Consider the following 21,668-nt stretch of genomic DNA (forward strand, 5'->3'; position numbering starts at 1 on the left):
CGGTCCCGCCTTTTTTTGTTCCGTTGCCCCTCGCCTTCCGGGAGAGGGTCGGGGTGAGGGAGCGGTTTTAGCTCGTTCCCAAGTTCCAGCCTTGGGAACGCAATCTTTCTCGAAGCTCCTCCTTCGTGAGGCTTCTATACAAAGCTGGAGCTTTGAACGGCAGTGTCGTTCTCAAGGTGGACCTCGGGAACGAGATTTAATAGATCCGGCTTATGCCTCTCGAAGCAGGCGCAGGAAAGATTCCTTCATCTGCGCGTTCACCGCTTCGCTCCCGTCCCTTCCGCAGGTGCCGATGTGCTCGGCAGCTACCTTGCCTTCCCCCTTCAAGAAGTACTCCGTGGCGATCTCCTTCATCCCGGCGCAGACCTTGGCGACCTTCGGGTCCCGGAAGGTGAATGATGCTTCGAAAGGAAGGCGTTCATCCTTCAATAGGCGTCCTTCCCTTTCGAAGCGCTCCCAGCTTCTCGATCCATAGAGAACGATCTGGCTGTGATAGAGAAGGTTCACGGTCCGATCCGGATCGCTCAGAAGACCGAGCTCTTCGAGAAACCGGAAGTTCTCCCCCACCTCATCCAAGGTCGTGTCGGGCTCGAACATGATGAAGCCGACGTGGAGGTTGATCCCCACCTGCTGCACCGACTTCACGGCGCGGACGATATCTTCCTTGGTAACCCGCTTGTTCATCCGCCGCAGGGCGGCATCGCATCCGGACTCGACCCCGAGAAAGATATCGGTGGCGCCGTCACTACCCAAATCCTCCAGCAGGTCCCTATCGACCGTATCGACCCGGCACTCGAATCCAAAGCCAACCCGCCTCTGAGCGAGGAGTTTCCCGATCCGCCGTACCCGCTCCTTTTCCGCGGCGCCGATGCCAAAAAAGGTGGGATCGATGAAATATGCGTGGTCGGCCTTCCTTCGGGCGAGACGGGCGTCCAGCTCGGCCTCCAGCGACTCGACGGCTCGTACCCGGCGCCCCGGAGCCCCGTAGTACGTAGGAATGAAGCAAAAACCGCAATTCCCGAAACATCCCCGGCTGGCGGCAACGTTGATGCTGCTGAGGCCGGCGTTGATGCCGACGTCATCGGGAATCGGGAGCCACGATAGGTCACGATGAACCTCCCGGCGTCGAAACGGCTCTCCCGGCAAGGCCACGCCGGCAATTCCGGTCGGTCTCCCCTTGCATTCCATGCTTAGCAGTAATTCTTTTAGGCTCGCCTCAAACTCACCGATCAACAGACAATCCAGGCCACCGGCGAATCCGAACAGGGCAGCGCCGGCCAAGGTGGGAAAAAGTCCGAAGGCACCGACGATGACGTGGCGCTCGCGCTGCAAAAGATCGATAATGCCGGCGACCCGGCCGTCGTTGCCCCAGCTGTAAACCCAATGAAAAAGGACGAGATCGGCACCGGTGGCAAGGATGGCGGCGGCAAGGGACGCGTCACCTTCGGCGGACCGGGTGAAGTCGAGATGACAGGTCTCCCAGCCGGCCTCGCGGGCGACGGCCAACGCATAGCCGCTGTTGAGGCTCGCGGAGAGGGGGGCATTGGCGACGTCGTTGTAATGCTCAATGGTGAGCGGCCTGGGATTTTCGACGATGACTATTTTCATAGGATTGGGAACCGGTGCCTCCTCGCGTGCGACATTGGTCGCGATCTGGGGGGGTGATCGCTTGCTCTGGTCGGAGCGACACTCCTGTCGCGACCTGCAGCAGGGAATCGCGACCGGAAGGTCGCTCCTGCCGCGTTTGGCGCATGCTCGGACTAATAATCTGCTCAAGCGGTCTAAGACGGTCAGCGCCCGGCTCGGGGCGCATCGCGCCTGGAAAGGCGCTCCCACAAGTGAAGGGCCCTTCTCCTTTGCGCTCCTCAGCGCGCCCTTTTGCGGTGGGCTTTTGCATTCAACTTTCAATCCACCAGCAGCATTCCTACGTACTGGACAAAATCGTCCTTTTCCTTCACCGGCCGCAGGTTGATCCCGCAGCTGGCGGCCAACTCGAAGACGTCGCACCCACACGATTCCAGCGAAGGGCGCCGCTTCTCCGGAAAGGCGCAGCGCGGTTCGGGACAGCTCTCGCACCAGACGCAGGGACCGCCGGAGAAAACCAGCGCCTTTTTCATCCCCTGCAGAAAAGCCCGTTTCTCCAACTCCAGCAGCCGTTCCTGAAAATCGCGCAACGGCGGCTGCCCCACCACCAACAAGGCACGCCGGTAGGAAGTAAGTAGTTCGGCAAACTCCCCGGCATCCATGGAGTGCGGCGGGCAGCTCCATTTCCGCCCGTAAAGGCCGCATCCGTAGCGGCACTTCGCCTTAACCCACGGCTCGACCCGAATTGAGTCGGCGGGAAGGGGCTTGGCATCGATGAGCCCCAAGGCTAGAGCCTCCCGTTGCAAGAGGGGCAACGGATCACTGACGGCGCCGACCAGTGGCCGGGCCGAGGCAACCACCACACTGGAGGCGGAAGGGAGATGGTACTCGGACGCATGACAAAATCCGGCGCCATCGAGGAGCCGCTTGGTCTCGTCGATGCCGTAGGTGCGGCCGCTGTAGGTGTTCGCCAGCATGTGCCCGTCATATAAGGCGCTGAAGTCGTTCGCGTCGGAAAAGAAGTCGTGTACCACCACCAGGCCGTCCGAAGCGACGAGATCCTTGAGCCGTCCCAGGATGTCGGCCGTTTCGGCCGCGTTATAGCAATGAAGGACGTTGGAGAAGAGCAAAACCGATGCCTGCCCCCTCCAGGCGGCGCACAGCTGCGCGCTCTCCTCGGCATCCAGGATGTTGCAAGGCCGTGTGGTTACCGCGGGATAGCCCTCCAGGGCACTCAAAGTGAGCACGTCGGCTAAATCGCACGCCACGGCGTCCCAATTCGGGTGCCGCTCCAGAAATGCCTTGAGATAGGTTCCGTCGCCGGAGCCGACATCGATGATCGTCCCGTGCTCCGGCAGAAAGTCGAGGGCGGTCCAAAGCTCATCGGCGCGCACCACGGCCGCCTGGTGCATGGCGCCCTGGAAAAGACGCAGCCGTTCCCGATACTCGGCCTCGGGAAGCTCTGCCTGGCGGGCCCCCTGCCCCTCGACCAGGACCGTGTCGAGCGCCGCCCATTTCGCCATAACCACTTCCTCGAAATTGACGACGTCAAGCTGGCTCAGGGGAGCATCCTTCAAGAGAAACTTGCGGGAAAACTGGGAGAGATAGTAGTGGTCGGCGTAACGTTCCAGCAGTCCGGCCGCGGTGAGTAGATCGAGAAACCTTTTCCCCTCCGGCTCCTTCATGCCGGTCCTTTTAATAATGCCGGCAGCGTTGCCGTCGGAGCCAACGGCCTCGAAAACACCGAGACGTACGGCATGCCGAACCAGCTGAAAAACGCGATATCCGGCAACGACTTGGGAGAATTTGAGATAGGAGTTTTCCGACGGTGCTATTTTCATTGGTCCTCTTGAGAATCCTGCATGGGGAAGCGGGCATACTACCGCATGCCGCGGCTCGAAGCAACGGGATTGGCCGAATTAAGCGAGCCGTTACCGGAAATAAACCGGTCAAGCGGCAGCACCGGAATGGGCGCAGCCAGCGGCGCCCCGCCCAATTCCGCCACCCGCCCCCCGGCCATAAAAAAAGGAGCCGGACCAGCCGACTCCCTTTGGACACCAAGATTGAAACCCGGGCCGTTGCGGGCGGCCTGGTTCACCAGACACCCAGCCGCCACAAAACCCTCAACACGACGAAATCGACCTTGCGCAGCACCTTGGATTTCTCGATCAGTTCCTTCCTCGTCTGGTACAGCCACCCGTGGAAGCGCCCGTACAGGGCTGCATCCCCCTTGCCGGTCCCCTCCTCCTTCATGACCCCGAGGTGGTTCCAAGGCTCCCACTCTTCGGCACTTTTTACCGCGCCAGGAGATAGCTTCTCGGAAACCACCTGAACCTTTCCTTTCTTTGCCTTGGGCGACTCGACATGAAGCAGCTTGCGGTAGTTGGTCTCGGAAACCACGTCGTGCCCCTCGGCCAAGGTGGCCGGCGCGTACGGAACACTGGCGCCGCAGTGCAGGCAGTACCGGTCCTGCTGGTCCTGGAAGGCGGCGGGATCCTTCTTCCACCAACCGCGCTCGATCAAAAGTCCTCCCGGCCCATCGAAAAGCACGTCCATGGCCGCGGCAATCTCACAAAAAAAGCACCCTTTGGGATTGATCGCCGCGGACCAACGCTGGTCCACCCAACATCGAGCCAGCAAGCGGGCGACACTCGCCGGATCGTCGATGACGTCGCTGATGCTCAGGAGCATGGGGTGATGCTTTTGGGTGACATCGCGGTGATCGTTGTAAATGACGTTCGAGCCGAAGGTTTTCCGGATGACACCGCGGTACTTCCCCCAGTTATGCCCTGAGGTCCACAGAAACCGGCGGTCCGGCGGCAGCATCTTCCTTACCAGGGCGCAGATTTCAACGAAACGGGGGTGCAGCGTCGGCTCCCCACCCATGATCCCGACCCCGCCCGGGAAGTCGAGCAGCGAATCGATCGCCCGCTCTACCACCTTGAACTCCATGAAATACGGCGCACGGTGGTGGCCGACGAACCTGGAGCAGTTGGAACACTGGTTCACACAGGCGTTGGTGATCTCAATCTGGACGACCTTCTTTTCTCGCACCGGTTTCATCTCTTCCTCCCGGCCGCCTGCGCCAAAGCTTCTTCGTTGCCTCGACGTTATCAGCAGCACCGGCGGCCAAACCGTTAATCAAACCTAATCATATCTCCAACGTGAACATCTTCATTCGCCCGTGCCTATGTCCGCTCTAATGGCTCACATTGCGCTGGAAGAGTCGTCAAAACGCAGTCAAGGAGCAGAGTTGAGAATGGATCTCGGCTTCGTAGCACCCGAATTCCTACTGCGCGTGCCACAAGGCCAGACACCTCACCACTTTGCCCGTGAATCCGGGGTTGCTCTATGGGGAGTCGGTCGGGGGAGCAACGTGGTGCCGGAGCAGCTCCCAGAGGGAGCGCATCAGGCTTTGGACAGAAGAGACCGAGACGCGGGAAGCAACGGACTGAAGCGAGAACTGCAGGGCCGCCGGATAGTTGCCGCTGGCGCGAAGGGAATCGGAGATCCGCTTGTAGCTCCAGGAGAGCAGGTGTCGGGAAAGGGCCCGGCATTCCGGCGTGACGGAGTACAAGGCGAGATGTCCTGCCATCGTGGCATTGAGCAGACACTTGGACAAATCGGAATAGGCGGAAAAGGCGCGGGGGCGGGGAGATACGTCAAGGACGCCGACCGGATCGGTACGGTACAAAATGGCTCGGGCACGGTCCACGATGCGGGAGGCAAAATGGAGATCCTCGGCGTAGTGGATCGGGCGCCAGAAGCCACCTACTGATCGCGCCAGGTCAGCTCGGACGATGCAGGTGTTCAGGTGCGCGATGGGGTGTCGCCGCATCGCCCGACAAAACTGGGCACGGCCCAGGCGCAGCACCGGTGGAGCCGTCGACACGATGGGACCGGAAAGGATGGGCGAGACAGCTGCGTTCCAGTCGGGAATAACGATGTTGCCGTCTGCCTCGGTGCTCCAGGTGCCGAAGAGGAAGTCGGCAGCTTCCTGTTCCAGGAGGGCCACTCCCGCGGAGAGGTGGTCCGCCGCAAGCCAGTGATCGTCGTCGTCGAGAAAGGCAATGAAGCGCCCGCGGGCCATGGTAAGGCCGCGGTTGCGATTCTCGGCGGGACCGTAGCAGCCAACCTCCTCCGGGGAGGAGAGCATGAAACGGAAGCGCCCGTCGAGTTCTCCCCTCAACTGTTGCAGAGCGGCTCGGTGCTCGCAGGAAGACCCGTCATCAACGACGAGCACCTCGAAGTCGGACAGATCCTGGCTGCGGATGCTTTGCAGGGCGCGGCGCAGCAGGGACGAACGGTCGCGGGTCGGCACGATTACCGAAACCAGCGGATCCCGCCCGGCTTCGTTTCCGCCCCCCGCGGCGCCGGCAAATTCCGATCCAGCGATACTCGTCATCCACTTTTCCCCTGTTCGGCACGGTCGCCCATCGCACTTACTCCCGCGGTCATACCGGCGACACCTCAGGTTGGGCCACCCGGTCCCGCTACATCCAGCTCGACAACAGCATTTTCACCCGGCGCAACAAGGCCGAAATACCGCACAGTTCCGCTTCCAGCTCCAGCAGTGCCATGTGCTCCCCATCCATGATTCTCGGCAGGAAGTGGTGGTCTCCGGGGAAGGCTATCCCCAGGTCAGTGGTCATGGAGCTGGCGATGCCAAGGCGTTCCAGGGTACTGCGCGAATCACGGGTGTACTTGCCACTGGGGAAACAAAAGTGGACGAACCGGTCGCCTTCGACCTGAAGCAGGCGGGCAAGATGCCGTCGGTTATCGGCAACTTCAGACCCCATTGCTGTGTCGCTGAAATCGTGAAGGGTGTGATTATGGGTATGGAGTTGGATGTCGACTCCTTTCTCAAAGGCATCCCGAAGTTGGTCGCGCGACATGTAGTGAAAGGTCTTGTTATCGAAATACCGGGCAAAATCGATCCCGAGCGATTGCGCCAGCCGGCGCACCCTTTCCAGGCGTTCCTCAGACTCACCCTCCAACGAGACGGCTGCCGCGTAGATCCGATCATCGACGGGAACGGTGCCGACCAACCCGGACTCCGCCAGCATCTTCAAGTAACGCGCCATCACGTGCGGCACCGGCTGCTCCCGCACCAGGTTTGCCGTATCGCAGTAAAGGGTGGTCGGGATCCGGTGAGCCTGCAGAACGGGAAGCATGGCCTCATAGGTACTGTACCAACCGTCGTCGATGGTGATCACCACGGCGCACGGGGGGAGTTTCCCGTCACGCAGCCCGGCAACCGCCTCCTCCAGGGCGAGGACCGGATACCTCCACGTCTGCAGGTATTTGAATCTGCGGGCGAAGGTGCCGCGATTCATAAACATCCCGTCCCCGGGAAACCCTTCGTCGCCCAACCAGACGCCGTGATAGGCGAGAATCCGAACCCCGGTCCGGGTCAGGTAACGCGAAAGGGAAAAGAGCCCGGTGAGCTTCAGGGCAAACAGCAAAGCGAGCTTGACGCTCTTTCTCAGGTGGGCCGAGAAACCCTTTTTCGGCATGGAATTCTCCTCTCAGCGCTGCGCCCAGGACAGAAGCTGTGCGCGCGGCCACACCAGCAGGTAGCTGGTCGGCAAATACTTCCCTTCCTGGTAGAGCTTGACCCGGTTTCCGGACAGGTCCCGCCGGGTGGCGAGGTCAATGTCGGCCGGAGAAGAACCGACCCGTAGGAAAAAAGCTCCCCCCTGCAGGGGAAAACGCCGCAGGTAGGACAGCGTGGGAGTTATCTTCTCTACCGCCGGGTCGTAAAACCAACTGCTTCCGATCAGGCCGCGATACTCGGGGTGAAGGGACAAAAGCTCGGCGGCAAGTCGATAGCAGCGCTCCCAGCCGGACTCATTGAAGGATCTCAGCATCGGCGTATGAAGATGCAGGGCGAGATAGGGAGCGATACGGCCCCGATGCTGCAGCGCCATTTTGGTAACCTGCAGCATCTGGCGCAACCCGTGCCGGAAGGCCAAAGATCTCGGAATCGCAGCGTATTTTTCGATCAGAGCAGCCCCTCCGGGTACCATTTCCAGCCGACAGATCCCGAGATCCTTAAGGAAAAGATCGTGTTCCAGGGACATCGGCCGGGGTGAGTCGCCGGTAAGACCGGACACGATCCGCTGCAACTGCTCGAGAACCCCCTCCAGACAAGGTGCAGGCAGGGGATGCGCCAGAAATCGTTCCGGGAGCTCGGGAATCAGGAGGGCCAGGAGTATGGCTCCCCAAAGGTATTGCTCCCTCTCCTCCTGAGGCTTCACCTTGCGCCACCAACCCAAAGCTTCGACCGGAACCCGAAAATACTGATCTCCCGAGGCAGCGTCGAGGAGCCGGATCACCCAGCCGACTTCCTCCAGCACGGCATCGCGCCGGGGCACCGGGAGCTTCTCCAGCAGCTGCCGCAGGGGCTCTTTCCCCTGACGCGCGATCGCATCGAAGGGAAATGGTGAGCGGGGTTGCGTGCCAGAAGTCATAATCCGGGCTCCTTTCCGTGTCTCCCCAGTGCGGACCCTGCATTAGAGCAGACCAATCGGAATTATTTACCACCTGATCCCCCTGGGTCAACCCGTGATATGCCCGCCGCCCCGCTTCCGACGCGCAGTCTCGCTGCCCAAAGGTGGCGCCTCACCGGACTTGACATGCCAATCCGAGGATTTAGATTTACATATCTCCCAGCCGTACATAGGCAGTTTTTCATTGGATAAAACAAAAAAACCAAGAGCGGAGACTCGGTGATGCGCGAAATTATCTTGAAGGAGTTCATGGACGTCATGAGCCAAGCAAATGCGACACTTCGTACTGAACTATCCGATGAAGCAGTCTTGCTTGAAACCGGCATGGATTCTCTCGGTTTTGCCATTCTTGTTGCCCAACTGGAAACAAAGTTAGGCTACGATCCTTTCTCACTCATGGATCAACCCTATTATCCGGTAACGTTCGGTGACTTCGTTCAGATTTACGAGCGGTACCGGCCCGATGGGAACCTTTGAAGCACCGTGAGGAAGCAACCATGCTCTTGGAAAGAATGAAAAGCAGACGTGTCGATATACCGGTCTGGATCGGTCCGGACGGGAAGATACTATCCGCCCCCGAAATCGAGGTGCTGGTCACCGCTTTAAGATCGCGCCACGCCGGGCTGCAAGGAAGAAAAGTGGTGCTGCGTTGCAACAGCGATTTTCTGACGGCCAGGGCACTGCTAACCCTGGATGGCTTCTGCGCCGAACTGCTGCTGATCCACCCCGGCACCCCGGAGTCCGACTGCGCAGCGGTGGAAAGCGGTTTTGGTCCCGATGGGGTGCTGACCGACGCCGATTTCGCGGGGGACGATTCCCCGCCTGTCCCACACGTAAAGGGGGCAGCGGTTCCGGAGACCGTCACGAAATGGATGATCCCTACCTCAGGCACGACGCGGACGCCCCGGTTGATACCGCATGACTCCGCCTCGCTTTCGCGGACCGTGAAGTCGCCCGCGGCTGGTCTCCCCCACCACTGGGGGCTCATGTATGGCATTACCCGCTTTGCCGGTTTGCAGGTTTTTCTGCAAAGCCTTCTGGGAGGTGGGGTGCTCCTCTTCCCTCCTTCCGGGGCAAGTTTTCCGGAGAAGGTACGTTACCTCAGCGAGTGTGGCTGTACCGCTCTCTCCGCCACCCCGACCCATTGGCGCAAGATCCTGATGACCCCCTTATCCGAGAGGCTTCGTTTGCAGCAGATCACCGTCGGTGGGGAGATTGTGGATCAGCCGCTGCTGGATCTCGTGAAGAGCCGGTTTCCCGAGGCGAGAGTGGTGCATATCTATGCTTCCACCGAGACCGGGGTCGGCTTCACCGTGAAGGACGGTCTTTCCGGCTTCCCTTGCTCCTGGCTGGCTGATGGGATCGAGAACGTCAGGATGAAAATTCACGACGGGACGCTCTGGCTCAAGATCCCGGGGCGGACCCTCTCTCCGACATGCGGCATCGTGGAGGTCGACGAGGAAGGGTACATCAACACCGGAGACTTGGTGTTGGTTGACAGTGACCGCGTCCGTTTCCTCGGCAGGATGAACGGAACGATCAACGTCGGGGGAAACAAGGTCTCCCCGGAAGAGGTGGAGCAGGTGCTCCTGGCCCACCCCGCCGTTTTACTGGCCTCGGCACACGGGGCCCGCAACCCGATTTCGGGGCAGATCGTGGTGGCGGAAGTCGCGCTGAAACCCGGGCATCATACGGTAGCGACGGAGATCGAGAAGGAGCTCCGTTTCTTCTGCCGCGAGCGGCTCGACCTGTACAAGGTCCCGGCACGGGTGACCCTTGTTGATGATCTGACGGTCAACGAAAGCGGGAAGATCACCAGGAGGCCGCAATGGACTGGGTAATGGTAACCGGTGGGACGCGCGGGTTGGGGCTGGCCATCTGCAAGGAGTTGATCGCGGAGGGGTACCAGGTCGTGGCAATCGGTCGCGCCCTTTCCCCGGAGTTACAGGCGGAGCTGGACCACAGCGCCGGGCGCCTCAAGTTCGAGCGCTTCGACCTTTCTCAAACCGACGCCATCCACGACCTCGTTACCGGCTTGTGCCAGAGATACTCGGCGGCACCCTACGGGCTGGTCAACAATGCGGCTTTGGGCCTGGATGGGGTATTGGGAACGCAGCACGAACGGGAGATCCAGCAGCTCGTCGCGGTGAACGTGCTGGCGCCGATCCTCCTGACCAAATATGCGGTGCGCCAGATGATGACCCGGCGGCGCGGCCGGGTCATCAACATTTCGTCCATCATCGCCAGTACCGGTTTCAGCGGTCTCTCCGTCTATGCAGCCACCAAGGCGGCCCTGGTCGGTTTCACGAAATCGCTGGCCCGCGAGGTAGGAAAGGCCGGCATCACGGTGAACGCCATCGCCCCGGGGTTTATGGCAACCGAGATGACCTCCTCGTTGCAGGGGGAAAAACTCGACTCGGTGGTGCGGCGGACCCCCTTGGGGCGCTTGGTGACGGTAAAGGACGTTGCCGCGGCGGCAGCTTATTTGATGGGAGAAAAAGGAGGGGCGGTCACCGGATCGGTGGTCACCATCGATGCCGGAAGCACCGCGTGAAGTCGGCAGCCAGAGAGGGCCGGGGAAGGATCTCGCCGTAGAGCACAGTTAATCATGTCTAATTACAGTCAAAGCCGATAGCATTAACCTTATTTTCCCCTAACTTGCCATACATCCTTCCAAAGATGCGATACATTGATGCAGTTACTGATCTGTATTACGTCACGCATCAGATCTTTGTCTCCCTTACATCGCCTGAATTTCATAAACATTCAATCTTATTCACCGATCTTGGGTTCAGGCATCAAAGCACAGATGGACTGGATTACCTAAATCTTCAATTTCTTTTTCTAATTCCTCGACCGCTTCAATTTTTCACGGTTTTCACTTCGAAGTATTAACTCATCCGGTTCTTTCTCGGAAAGCAGCATCTAGTTAGCCGGACCGCTCCGTGCGAGCCCCCCCATCCGTCGCGAGCCAAAAGTTGCTCTTAGCCTCACGCGTTTGCCCGTCCGCAGTTTACGATGTTGGAGGCCGCACGACCTGGGACACCATGACGGCCTCCAGACAAGGGAGGTGATTCCGATGTTTCCGTGAACCAGCGAGTTCACACCGTAAATGGTCGGTCCCCGTTTTCTACGAGTGGAGGAAGAGATGAATCGAAAACAAAGATGTCAACTTCTGGTAGCAATGATCTCCCTTCTGATGGCAATTTGTTGTGGCAGTGCATTCGGTGCGAGTATCTGGAGCGACGCGGCCGTGCCAGACACGACCGACGCAGGGCCAGACAGCGCGCTGGAAGTAGGGGTCAGGTTTTCCAGTGATGTCAACGGCTATATCACCGGGATCCGCTTCTACAAGGAGGCCACCAATACCGGGACCCACGTCGGCAATCTCTGGAGGGCAGACGGAACGAGGCTCGCAACGGGAACTTTCACCAATGAGACCGCCACCGGATGGCAACAGCTGAATTTCTCCGCACCGGTCCCAATAACTGCCGGGGCCGGGTACGTGGCGTCGTACCATACCGATAACGGCCACTACAGTTGCGACCAGCATTACTTTGAAACCGAAGGGGTAGATACCTATCCCCTGCATGCCCCAGCCAACCAGGCCTCGGCTCCTAACGGAGTCTATGCCTACGGTTCTTCCAGCACGTTCCCGACCACCGGGTTCAACAGCTCGAACTATTGGGTCGACGTCGTCTTTTCCACCAACCTCTGGTCGCCGACCACCGTTCCCGGGGTCATCGATTCCGGTCCGGACGATCCGGTCGAGCTGGGGGTCAGATTCAGTTCCACCACGGGCGGCTACGTGACGGGGGTCCGCTTTTACAAGGCCACGGCCAATACCGGAACCCATGTCGGCAATCTTTGGAACGGTTCCGGGCAACTTCTGGCCAGTGCGACGTTCAGCAACGAGACGGAATCGGGGTGGCAGGAGGTCCAATTCGCCTCCCCCGTCGCCATAACCGCCGATACTCCTTACGTCGTCTCCTACCACACGAGCGTCGGGCACTACAGTGACGACCAGTACTACTTCGAATCCTCCGGAGTAGATGCTGCGCCACTGAACGCGCCCGGAGGCGGCCCCCCCAACGGGCTCTTTGCCTACGGTTCATCAAGCACCTTCCCTGCGAGCAGTTGGCATAGCTCCAACTACTGGGTAGACGTGGTATTTTCTCCCCGATCCGCAACCCCATCCCCTTCCATCAGCGGGGTAAGCGGCACCGTCAGCACGGGTCAGATCCTCACCATCACCGGCTCCAACCTGGTCCAGGACAACAAGGTCGACTGGCACTCGTTTTTCCACGGGACCGCCTACAGTTTTGAAGGTTCCGACTTCTTTTCGGACCGTTACGTCTCGGGAACCGGCGATCCCGGCGCAACCTACGACACGAGCGTGAAGCTTTTAGGTAATCAGAGTGCCAAGTTCTACATCCCTTCCGCCACCACCTGTGTTCCCAACGTCGGTAACGGCGGCAGTGCCCCCTTGATCCGCAATACGTACTTCATGCGGGGCTACGTCAGGTACAGCGTCCCGGTGGACGGAGACAAGAAGACTTGGCCCGACAACCATCTCAAACTGTTCGGTGCCCAGACGAACGCAAGTCTCGCCTACATCCAACCGGCTACTGACGGCACGGTTCCGAGCTATTGGGTCGCAACGCTTAACGGCAACGGCACCTGGGCCGCCAACCCCGGCGGTACCTTCCAAAACGACCGTTGGTACCTGGTCGAGGTCGAACAGTCCGCCGACACCTATACCGTCTGGGTCGACAACCAGCAGATCCTCTCGGTTCCCTTCACCCAGACCGGATCCCCGATGTACTACGAGCTGGGGATCATCAACGCCTGCGTCTCCAACTATCCGGTGACCGCCTGGATCGACGGCTTCACCCTGTCACGCTTCCGGATCCATCCCGCCTCCACCATCGAGATCAGCGACAACCCGACCTATGGCGCCGGAACGGTGAAATACCAGGAACCGGTCTATCTCAGCGATGGCTCGGTCCAGTTCAAGGCCGATTTCACCGGCCTCGGATCTGGGCCTTACTACCTCTTCGTAACCAATAACCGCCTGGCGAGGAGCAGCGCGTACAACCTGGGGCCATGAAGCAGCACCAGGCCCAACGTGCAACATATTGAGCAATTGCGGCACCGAATCGAGCCTTGATCGGGGTGATCAAACGGACCTCGGCTCCGATAACTCCACGCGCCGCGATTCCGGCCGCAGCTGCTGCTCTGACGATGGGACCCCACCGGGGCCTCCGGCCACAAAATGTAGGGATGGGGCAACTGCCCCATCCCTTTTCTTTTCCGCGGTCGGCAACCGCGGCCAGAAGGCACATGCTCGCCCAAGAAATTCCCTGCTCCGGACCGATTAAATTAGAGCAGAAAAATATACCTGTTAACATTAGCGAACGTTGATCATCCGATGCTCTGTGTTATCTACAACGGATGCATTTCGTCGCCCCATCCGCGCGCGAAACGCCAATCAAACGGGGCCGGCATGATCCTGGGTACGAGGACCGGTGGTATCGGGCGGGACCGGGGGGGACAAGCACCAAGGTGCGGGAGGAAACGGTGCTGGAGCAAGCGGAGACCAAAGCCAAGAGAAGTCACACCGGACCAGGCGGCCTCGTCTGGATCACCTGGGAGAACCAGGTCCGAAACGAATCGATGTCCCGCGTGCTCAACGCCCGGCTGTTCGTCATTACCGACCATGGCAACCGGCTGGCCCGCTACCTGCGCTGCGGCTGGCGGACCGTCGCGGTGCTCAAGCAGGAGCAGCCGGCGGTGGTTTTCGCCCAAAACCCGTCCATCGTGCTGATACTTCTCCTGCTGGTGCTCCGGCCCCTGTTCGGATTTACCTTGGTGAGCGATGCGCACTACGTCGGGGTCAGATCGGTCCGAAGCAGGGCCTACCAGCGGCTGCTGGATACATGCAACCAGATGGTCGACCTGGTGGTGGTAACGAACGCGGAGCATAAGCAGCATGTCGAGGCGATCGGCGGCAAGGCCGTCATCTGCGAAGACCCGCTCCCGGAGATCGAGGCCTACCGCGTCCGACGCGAGCCGGATTCGGTGCCGCGGGTTCTCTTCATCTGTTCCTTCGATACCGATGAACCGTTGGCCGTCGCTTTCGCTGCTGCCAGACGCCTCTTTCCCGATGGTTTCCGGATGCTCGTGACCGGGAACTACCGAAAGGGCGGCATCGACCCGAGGGATTTCCCCGAGCTCACCTTTTTGGGCTACCTCCCCAAGGCCGATTACTATGCGGAACTGTTCTACTGCGCGGTGGTCCTGGACCTGACCAATTACGAGGGGTGTCTGGTATGCGGTGCCTACGAGGCGATGGCGGCGGGAAAACCTCTGGTCACCTCGGACACCGCCGCCTTGAGGGCCTTCTTCACCCAAGGGACCATCTTCACCCGGCACGACGAACGGGAAATTGCCGAGGCGATCAAAACCGCCTACCGCCGGCGCGACGAGCTAGAAAAGGCGATCGCCGTTTGGAAAGCGGAGATCCAGCAACACCAGCAGGCAAGGAAGCTCTCAATCCTGCGAAAACTTGGGGTGGATGAAGCCGAAGAAGTCTTCGCGCCGTCCCGGCAGTGACCGGCGCATCCGGCCACCAACAACCGACTTGAGGCAAAGGAGGTCCGCCATGTGCGGAATCTTTGGGATGGTTTCTCCACGAATGAACCAGGCGGCGCTGGTAAAGGCTACCGACACGCTGGCCCACCGGGGGCCGGACGATGCCGGATACCACCTGGACGGGGAGATCGGCATGGGACACCGCCGGCTGAGCATCATCGATGTCGCCGGGAGCCGGCAACCGATCTACAACGAAGACCGCACCAAGTGCATCGTCTTCAACGGGGAGATCTACAACTTCGCCGAGTTGCGGCGCCGTCTGATCGCCCTGGGACACGTCTTCACCACCAACGGCGATACCGAGACCATCCTCCACGCCTACGAGCAGTGGGGGGAGTCCTGCGTGGAAATGTTGCGGGGAATGTTCGCCTTCGCCATCTGGGACAGCTCCACCCGCACCCTCTTTTTGAGCCGGGATCGCTTTGGCATCAAGCCGCTCTTCTACGGCACCTACACCGGCGGCTTCGGCTTCGCCTCCGAGATGAAGGCGCTCCTCGTGGATCCCGCCTTCCCGAGGGAAATGGACCACGAGGGGCTCGCCGCCTATTTCAGCTTCTCCTACATCCCCGGCCAGATGACCATCTTCCGGCACATCCGCAAGCTCCTGCCGGGCCACTCCCTCACCTGGCGCGACGGCACCTTTAGAATCCGCAAGTACTGGGAGCTCAAGGTCGTCCCGGACCACGGCAAGAGCGAGGAATACTTCATCGAGAAGATGATGGAGCATCTGCGCGAGGCGGTGGGGAGCCACTTGGTGAGCGAGGTTCCGCTCGGGGCCTTTTTGAGCGGCGGGATGGATTCCAGCCTGGTCGTGGCGCTGATGAGCGGGTTTTCCGAGGAGCCGGTGAACACCTTCTGCATGGGTTTTGGCGGCGACGTCGGAGGGTACCTGGACGAGCGCGGCTACGCCCGGCAGGTCGCCCAGCGTTACCGGACCAAGCACCGGGAGTTTGAGATCATCCCCCGGTTCGACGGGCTCATCGAGACCATGGTACGGGCCTTCGACGAGCCGTTTGCCGACGACTCCGCCATCCCCACCTGGTTCGTCTGCAAGACCGCCCGCGAGGAGGTCACCGTCGCCCTTTCCGGTCTGGGGGGAGACGAGGTCTTCGCCGGCTACGAACGCTACCTCGGCTTCGCCCTGAGCGGGTGGTTCAGCCGGCTCCCCGACTTCGCCCTGCGCAACCTCCTGGCGCCCCTGGTGGAGCGGCTTTCCGAGCAGGCCAACGGACACTACACCGTCAACCATATGAAGCGCTTCGTGCGGGCGGCCCTGCTGCCACCGGACGACCGTTACCTCGGCTACGTGCACAAGATGAGACCGGGGCTGCAGGGAAGCTTCTTCGCCGAGCCCGATTTCTTCAGCCGCCACGCCGAACCGGCCCGGCGCTTCTTCCTCGATCACTTCAACAACGGCAACGTCGCCGACGGCCCGGAGTCGTTCAGCCGGGCCATGTATTGCGACACGATGACCTACCTCCCCGAGGACATCCTGGCGGTCACCGACCGGATGAGCATGCAGCACGCGCTCGAGGTGCGGGTCCCGTTCCTGGACCATCCCTTCTTCGAGTTCTGCGCCACCATTCCGCCGGAGCTGAAGATCCGCTGGTTGAAAAAGAAGTACATCATGCGGTCGGCGGCCCGGGAATACCTCCCCGCCGAGGTGATCACGCACCGCAAGCAGGGCTTCGTCGGCCCGATGACGAGCTGGCTGAAAACCGACCTCAAGCCGTTCGTCCTGGAGACCCTCTCCGAGCCGAACCTGCGCCGGCACGGCCTTTTGAATCCGGCGACGGTGCGGGCGATCCTCGACGAGCATTTCTCCGGCCGCGAGATCCACGACACGCTGATCTGGTCGATGCTGGTCTTTCAGACCTGGCACAACCTCTACCTGTAACGCCGGCAAGGGGGTCCCCATGGAAGACCTGCTTTTCGTCCTTTTTTTCCTGGCCGCCTACCCGTACCTGATCTTCCCGTTCCTGGTCCAACTGGTCGGCCTGACCGCCGGCAAGGGATGGACCCAGGGGGAGATGCTGCCGAAGGTCTCCATGATCGTCTCCTTCTACAACGAGGAAGCGGTCATCGCCGACAAGATCCACAACGCCCTGAAGCTCGACTACCCGCGGGAGCTCATCGAGATCGCCATCGTCTCCGACGGCTCCACCGACCGGACCAACCGGATTGCCGACTCCTTCGAGGACCCGCGGGTCTCGCGCTACCTTTTCACCGAGCGCAAAGGGAAGACGGCCTGCCTGAACCAGGTCATCCCGCACCTCACCGGGGAGGTCATCGTCTTCAGCGACGCCAATGCCATGTTCCCGCCCGATGCCATCCGGAAGCTGGTCCGCAACTTCGCCGACCCCGAGGTGGGGCTGGCGACCGGGTGGACCAAGTACCGGAAGAAAAGCGGCGACGAGGAGACATCCAGCCTGTATGCCGGCCTGGAGCGGAGCGTGAAGTATGCCGAGAGCCTGATCTCCTCCTGCGTGGGCGCCGACGGAGCGATTTTCGGGATCAGGAAGGGACTCTACCAGCCCCTGAAGGATTACGACATCAACGACTTCGTCATCCCGCTCAACGTCATCGCCCAAAGGAAGCGGGTGGTCTTGGACCCGGAACTGTTCTGCCTGGAGCCGCCGGCCTCCGACGGAGGCAAGGAGTTCCGCCGCCAGACGCGGATCACCAACCGAACCCTCGGGGCCATCGCCCGGAACCGAACCATGCTCAATCCCCTTCGCTACCGGAGCTTCGCCTTTTTCCTCTGGTCGCACAAAGTCCTGCGGTTTCTGGCCCCCTTCTGGAGCCTCGGTGTCTTCGCCACCGCTCTTTATCTCGCCTTCACCTCCCTTTTCTACGCCTTTTTCGCCGCCGTACTGGCCTTCTTCGTCGGGATGGGGATTGCCGGGCTGCTCACCATGCGCGGGGGGAGGCTGACCAGACTTTGCTCCTTCCTGCTGCTGACCTTTTGGGCCCAGGCGATCGGTTGGGGCCGCTGGATTCAGCGGAAAAACGACGTCCTTTGGAAGCCGGAACGATGAGGAGCGCGGGGCTTGGCACCGAAGATAGCGGCCACCGGAGAGGGGCGGGCACCGGATTGGTGACCACAATCACAAAAAATATCTGGTGGTTGGGGTATAAAAAGGGAAAACTTATCTGCGTAGACGACAATACTAAACCATCCGCGAGGATGGGACGGAAAGCCTAAAGGGTCTTGCCTCAAGACAGCCGGGTCGCCGAAATACCACCAGGTATCACGCGTCCGGCTTTGTTTTTATCTGGGCCCCGGGAAAGCGGCGTTTGCAGGATCGTCGCCCCCCGCAGGCAAACTTTCAAAAGAGGAGATTATTCATGAGATCACCGACTAAGTTAGCTTTAATCCTTGCACTGTTTCCCTTATTGTTACCGGTCACCTCTCACGCTTTCACCGAAAGCTTTGAGAACAACAGCTTCGCGTCCCGGGGGTGGTATGACAACACCAACCAGGGAACCATCGTCAGTGGTGGGCAGTCAGGGAACTGCCTCCAATGGAACTGGGCCGCCGGGGCGGTCACCCCTACCAATGGCGCCTCGTCGCGGTTGGCGATCACCCCTACCGACACGCTCTATCTTTCCTTTTACGTCAAATTCCAAAGCGGGTGGCAGGGTTCCCAGAAAACCTACCACCCCCACTTGATGTACATCCTTTCCGACCTTGACTACAACGCCAACCACTACAGCCCGCTGGCGAACAACTACCTGCAGACCTACGTCGAGTTCCTCTCCGACATCGGCAACCCGTACGGCGTTCACCCGCAGATCGCGCTCCAGGACGAGAAACGGGTGAACACCTCCTATGGCACCCCGCCGAACAACCTGAGCGCAACCACCGAGAACCGGAGTGTGAACTACTGCAACACTCCGGTTTACAGCGGCGTAAACGGGCAGACCTGCTTCGCGGACAACCCTTACTACAGCTCCAACATCTGGCTGTCCAGCGCGACCGTCCCCACCGGGGGATGGCACCACGTGGAAGTCTATATGGCGATGAACTCTGTCACCAACGGCAAGGGCAATAACGACGGCATCATGCAGGAGTGGATCGACGGCACTCCGGTCATCAACCAGGCCAACATCCTGTACCGGACGGCTCAGGACGCGACGAAAAAATGGGCGGAATTCGTCCTCGCTCCCTACATCGGCGACGGCTCGCCAATCGCGCAAAGCATGTGGATCGACGAGTTGACCATTCAGCCGACCAAACCGGGGAACGCGGCCCCCTCCGCACCGGCAGGTCTCTCCACCACCTACAAGTAACAAAACGGTCCTCTAAGCTTAAAGGCACGAAAAAGCTCCAGATCACCCGGCGTGGTCTGGAGCTTTTTCCGTCTTCACCCCTTCGGGCCAACCGACGGACTCCCCCGTCCCGGCCCGCATTCCCGGCTCCGTTTGCTTGATGCAAGCTACCGACGACACCCGGCTCCCCTTCCCTCCGAGGTCGATCAACGCCGCCCCCCCCTTCGCCCGGTCGTATCGGGCACCGACGAAAAAAGCTCCAGCCGTGAGGTCTGGAGCTTTTTTGTTTCGTCGGCAGGGTCAGGAAAGGGGGGCTGGCCTGCCCCGGGACCAGCCAATCAGCTGCGCCCGCGGCCAAACCAGCATGTATTTTGTCGGCTGGAACTTCCCTTCCCGATAGAGCTTCAATCTTTGGCCGCCGAAGTCATGCCTGGTCGCCAGGTCAACATCCGCCTGACTGCTGCCGACCCGGAGGAAATATGCGCCTCCCTCCAGGGGATGCCGGCGCAGATAGGCAAGGTGGGGAGATATGGCCTCCACCCTCGGGTCGTAGAACCAGCTGCTTCCGATTACGGCGAGATGACGCGGGTAGTTCCGCAAAAGTTCGGCGGCCAGCCCGTAACAGGATTGCCACCCCGCTTCATGGAACTCTTTCAAAAGGGGGGTATGCATATGCAGCTCGAAACAGGGGGAAAACCTGCCGCCGTGGCAGATGGCATGCCGGAGCAGTTTCCACAGCTGCCCTCCCCCGCCCGTGAACGCAAGAGAGCGGGGGATGCCGGAGTGCCTGTCGATGAGGGCAGCCCTCCCGGGGAAGATTTGGAGGCGGCAGATGGCGAGGTCCTTCAGGAAAAGGTCATTGTTGAGGGTCATGGCCCCGACCGGTCCGTCCTGCAGGGCGGCGAGGATCCGCTGAAACTGTTCCAGGAAAGGCTGCACGAATCCGGCCGGGATTACCACCTGGGCAGCTTTCGACGGAAGGGCCGCCAGGAGGAGGTCAAGGAGAATGGCGGCCAAGGCGGGCTCGTTCCCCACCGTGGCAACCTCCTCGCGCCAGGCCGCGATCGCCTCCGGCGGAAGCAACCAGTACGGCAACCCCGGCGTTTCGTCCAGGAGCCTCACGAAGTGCTCTATCTCCTTCACGACCCGGCCCCGCGCGGGTGCTGGGAGCAGCACCAGGTGCCGTTCCAGCCGGGCTTCTCCCTCCCGGGCCACGGCGCCGAACGAGGCGGAAACACAGCATTGGATAGCTGATAAGTTCATGACCGTCACCCTGTCGAGCCGTACCGCGAAACGTGGTCAACCAACGAGCATAGGGGTTTTATCACGTTCCGGATCGGCGTCAATAGCTGCCGCGGGCCTGGAAACCTTGGGCTCCGCCGGTTTGCCGGTTGGTGCCGGTGGAACGGGATGCCAAGAAGTTGCCTGCCCCATGGACGAGGGCACCGCAGGTGCTGAGCATCGGTCATCTGCCGGCACAGTTTGCCGGATGGCCCCCCTTCCAATCCCCGCGGCCCCCTCGCCAAGGGCGGAGAGGGGTGCTCGTGCTGCGCCGCGTGGGACCAAACGGCAGGCTCCCCGGCGTTCGGCGCAGGGGCACAAAAAAAGCCCTCCACCTGTGCAAGGTGGAGGGCTTTCGGTCGTTTGCGTCAACGGTGCCCCGCAGGACCCGGTAACAGCTACGGAGTGACCCCTTTGACCGCCAGGCCCGAAGGAGCAGACAACGTGGCTCCTCCCGAACCGTTCCAGCCGATCGGTCCGATCATCGGATTGCCGGCGGCATCCCGGTTCGCCGGTGTCGTCGCGGTTACGGAAATATCGTCGTAATCGGTGTACTGGGGGGTGGTGCCGTTGATGCACTTGATGTTGGAGCCGATCACGAACCCGGAGATGGTCCACCCGTTCGATTTAAAGCCGTGGTCTACGTTGTGGTGGTCGCCTTTGAGGATGCCATCAACCCAGATCTGGGCGACGCCGTCGGTAACCCCGGGTCCCGATTCCGACTTGATGTGCAGCTCGATGCAGTGCCAGTCACCCCTGGCCGGTTGGCCGTACGTGGTAACGTAACCGACGGTGGCCTGGTCGTGTGCCGGTTGATTCGGGGATCCGAACTGGGGGACGTAGTCCAGATACCCTTCGGGACCCCACTCGCCGATCTGGAAGTAATTGAAGTTTTGATAGCCGTCGTGGTTGAAGTAGATCAGCTTATACCCCTCATAGTCGGTCCAGTTGAACCCCGCTTGGAACCTGAGGTAAAACCGCACCCACATCTCGGTGGACCCGGTGGTGAAATCGATCCGCGTCCCTCCAGAGTTCCCATCGACTTGAGTACAGGTACCCGTCCCTTGACCTTGAAGCCAGTGGCGTTGCCCTTTCCCCCCACCGCCGTTCGGATTGTTCGCCGTGGAGGTGATCTGCTCGGTCAAGGTCGGGGGGCCCCAATCGCCCTCGCGGGTTAGCCCGTCGCAAACGGGGTCCGTACCCGGGTTGATGGTTTGGGTCCAATCGGCGCAGTTGAAGGTTGTTTGCCACGGAAGCGAAACCGCGGCGGACGCGTAGCCGCTGCAGCCGAAAACCAGCGCCGCGGCAAAAATTATCTTCAGTTTGAGTTTCATAAGTCTCCTTAACTTGGAACCGGCAGCAGCC

At 60.6% G+C, this 21,668-nt stretch carries 16 protein-coding genes and 1 riboswitch; of the genes, 8 read left to right on the forward strand and 8 right to left on the reverse strand.

All coding sequences use genetic code 11. The features are described from left to right. Positions 1 to 210: 210 nt before the first annotated feature. The 6 genes from JFN93_RS22825 to JFN93_RS22850 all read right to left on the reverse strand — a co-directional run bounded on the left by JFN93_RS22825 (position 211) and on the right by JFN93_RS22850 (position 8,057). A complete protein-coding gene (locus JFN93_RS22825; protein WP_199386693.1) occupies positions 211 to 1,608 on the reverse strand; it encodes a B12-binding domain-containing radical SAM protein in 1,398 nt (465 codons plus the stop codon). A gap of 296 nt (positions 1,609 to 1,904) precedes the next feature. Further along, positions 1,905 to 3,425, reverse strand: coding sequence for a DUF2284 domain-containing protein (locus JFN93_RS22830; protein WP_199386694.1), 1,521 nt, complete (start codon positions 3,423 to 3,425; stop codon positions 1,905 to 1,907). A 253-nt stretch (positions 3,426 to 3,678) separates the two neighbouring features. Next, positions 3,679 to 4,647 carry a radical SAM protein gene (locus JFN93_RS22835; RefSeq protein WP_199386695.1) on the reverse strand — a complete coding sequence of 323 codons (969 nt, stop codon included), beginning with the start codon at positions 4,645 to 4,647 and terminating at the stop codon, positions 3,679 to 3,681. Positions 4,648 to 4,933: 286 nt separating this feature from the next. After that, positions 4,934 to 5,989 (reverse strand): glycosyltransferase family 2 protein, encoded by a 1,056-nt coding sequence (locus tag JFN93_RS22840; protein WP_199386696.1) that lies wholly within the window; start codon positions 5,987 to 5,989, stop codon positions 4,934 to 4,936. 88 nt (positions 5,990 to 6,077) lie between these two features. Beyond that, entirely contained in the window at positions 6,078 to 7,100 is a 1,023-nt protein-coding gene (locus JFN93_RS22845; protein ID WP_199386697.1) for a polysaccharide deacetylase family protein, read from the reverse strand. 12 nt (positions 7,101 to 7,112) lie between these two features. Next, a complete protein-coding gene (locus JFN93_RS22850; RefSeq protein WP_199386698.1) occupies positions 7,113 to 8,057 on the reverse strand; it encodes a hypothetical protein in 945 nt (314 codons plus the stop codon). A gap of 261 nt (positions 8,058 to 8,318) precedes the next feature. Between JFN93_RS22850 and JFN93_RS22855 the strand changes: the two genes are divergently transcribed. The 8 genes from JFN93_RS22855 to JFN93_RS22890 all read left to right on the forward strand — a co-directional run bounded on the left by JFN93_RS22855 (position 8,319) and on the right by JFN93_RS22890 (position 19,043). Continuing rightward, positions 8,319 to 8,573, forward strand: coding sequence for a hypothetical protein (locus JFN93_RS22855; RefSeq protein WP_199386699.1), 255 nt, complete (start codon positions 8,319 to 8,321; stop codon positions 8,571 to 8,573). A 20-nt stretch (positions 8,574 to 8,593) separates the two neighbouring features. Then, on the forward strand, positions 8,594 to 9,937 hold the full coding sequence (locus JFN93_RS22860; RefSeq protein WP_199386700.1) for an ANL family adenylate-forming protein: 1,344 nt from the start codon (positions 8,594 to 8,596) through the stop codon (positions 9,935 to 9,937). Further along, a complete protein-coding gene (locus JFN93_RS22865) occupies positions 9,925 to 10,650 on the forward strand; it encodes an SDR family NAD(P)-dependent oxidoreductase (protein WP_199386701.1) in 726 nt (241 codons plus the stop codon). Before JFN93_RS22860 ends, JFN93_RS22865 begins: the two co-directional genes overlap by 13 nt. A 699-nt stretch (positions 10,651 to 11,349) precedes the next feature. Next, positions 11,350 to 13,206 carry a DUF4082 domain-containing protein gene (locus JFN93_RS22870; protein ID WP_199386702.1) on the forward strand — a complete coding sequence of 619 codons (1,857 nt, stop codon included), beginning with the start codon at positions 11,350 to 11,352 and terminating at the stop codon, positions 13,204 to 13,206. Positions 13,207 to 13,676: 470 nt separating this feature from the next. Then, positions 13,677 to 14,711 (forward strand): glycosyltransferase family protein, encoded by a 1,035-nt coding sequence (locus JFN93_RS22875; protein WP_199386703.1) that lies wholly within the window; start codon positions 13,677 to 13,679, stop codon positions 14,709 to 14,711. Positions 14,712 to 14,760: 49 nt separating this feature from the next. Continuing rightward, positions 14,761 to 16,647, forward strand: a complete 1,887-nt coding sequence (gene asnB, locus JFN93_RS22880) for an asparagine synthase (glutamine-hydrolyzing) (RefSeq protein ID WP_199386704.1) — start codon at positions 14,761 to 14,763, stop codon at positions 16,645 to 16,647. A 19-nt stretch (positions 16,648 to 16,666) separates the two neighbouring features. Further along, positions 16,667 to 17,788: a glycosyltransferase family 2 protein gene (locus tag JFN93_RS22885; RefSeq protein ID WP_199386705.1), complete on the forward strand. Its 1,122-nt coding sequence runs from the start codon at positions 16,667 to 16,669 to the stop codon at positions 17,786 to 17,788. Positions 17,789 to 17,909: 121 nt separating this feature from the next. Continuing rightward, positions 17,910 to 17,988: riboswitch (cyclic di-GMP riboswitch) on the forward strand. Between the two features lie 110 nt (positions 17,989 to 18,098). Beyond that, entirely contained in the window at positions 18,099 to 19,043 is a 945-nt protein-coding gene (locus JFN93_RS22890) for a hypothetical protein (protein ID WP_199386706.1), read from the forward strand. A gap of 279 nt (positions 19,044 to 19,322) precedes the next feature. Here JFN93_RS22890 and JFN93_RS22895 read toward each other — a convergent pair whose 3' ends face one another. Both JFN93_RS22895 and JFN93_RS22900 read right to left on the reverse strand, forming a co-directional pair. After that, positions 19,323 to 20,285, reverse strand: coding sequence for a hypothetical protein (locus tag JFN93_RS22895; protein ID WP_199386707.1), 963 nt, complete (start codon positions 20,283 to 20,285; stop codon positions 19,323 to 19,325). A gap of 416 nt (positions 20,286 to 20,701) precedes the next feature. After that, positions 20,702 to 21,637, reverse strand: a complete 936-nt coding sequence (locus JFN93_RS22900) for a hypothetical protein (RefSeq protein ID WP_199386708.1) — start codon at positions 21,635 to 21,637, stop codon at positions 20,702 to 20,704. Positions 21,638 to 21,668 lie beyond the last annotated feature (31 nt).

Origin of the sequence: Geomesophilobacter sediminis, assembly GCF_016458275.1 — a bacterium.
Classification (GTDB): domain Bacteria; phylum Desulfobacterota; class Desulfuromonadia; order Geobacterales; family Geobacteraceae; genus Geomesophilobacter; species Geomesophilobacter sediminis.

Coding starts and splice junctions, on each gene's coding strand:
- JFN93_RS22825 (WP_199386693.1), bottom strand. CDS start 1,608: ATGAAAATAGTCATCGTCGAAAATCCCAGGCCGCTCACCATTGAGCAT.
- JFN93_RS22830 (WP_199386694.1), bottom strand. CDS start 3,425: ATGAAAATAGCACCGTCGGAAAACTCCTATCTCAAATTCTCCCAAGTC.
- JFN93_RS22835 (WP_199386695.1), bottom strand. CDS start 4,647: ATGAAACCGGTGCGAGAAAAGAAGGTCGTCCAGATTGAGATCACCAAC.
- JFN93_RS22840 (WP_199386696.1), bottom strand. CDS start 5,989: ATGACGAGTATCGCTGGATCGGAATTTGCCGGCGCCGCGGGGGGCGGA.
- JFN93_RS22845 (WP_199386697.1), bottom strand. CDS start 7,100: ATGCCGAAAAAGGGTTTCTCGGCCCACCTGAGAAAGAGCGTCAAGCTC.
- JFN93_RS22850 (WP_199386698.1), bottom strand. CDS start 8,057: ATGACTTCTGGCACGCAACCCCGCTCACCATTTCCCTTCGATGCGATC.
- JFN93_RS22855 (WP_199386699.1), top strand. CDS start 8,319: ATGCGCGAAATTATCTTGAAGGAGTTCATGGACGTCATGAGCCAAGCA.
- JFN93_RS22860 (WP_199386700.1), top strand. CDS start 8,594: ATGCTCTTGGAAAGAATGAAAAGCAGACGTGTCGATATACCGGTCTGG.
- JFN93_RS22865 (WP_199386701.1), top strand. CDS start 9,925: ATGGACTGGGTAATGGTAACCGGTGGGACGCGCGGGTTGGGGCTGGCC.
- asnB (WP_199386704.1), top strand. CDS start 14,761: ATGTGCGGAATCTTTGGGATGGTTTCTCCACGAATGAACCAGGCGGCG.
- JFN93_RS22885 (WP_199386705.1), top strand. CDS start 16,667: ATGGAAGACCTGCTTTTCGTCCTTTTTTTCCTGGCCGCCTACCCGTAC.
- JFN93_RS22890 (WP_199386706.1), top strand. CDS start 18,099: ATGAGATCACCGACTAAGTTAGCTTTAATCCTTGCACTGTTTCCCTTA.
- JFN93_RS22895 (WP_199386707.1), bottom strand. CDS start 20,285: ATGAACTTATCAGCTATCCAATGCTGTGTTTCCGCCTCGTTCGGCGCC.
- JFN93_RS22900 (WP_199386708.1), bottom strand. CDS start 21,637: ATGAAACTCAAACTGAAGATAATTTTTGCCGCGGCGCTGGTTTTCGGC.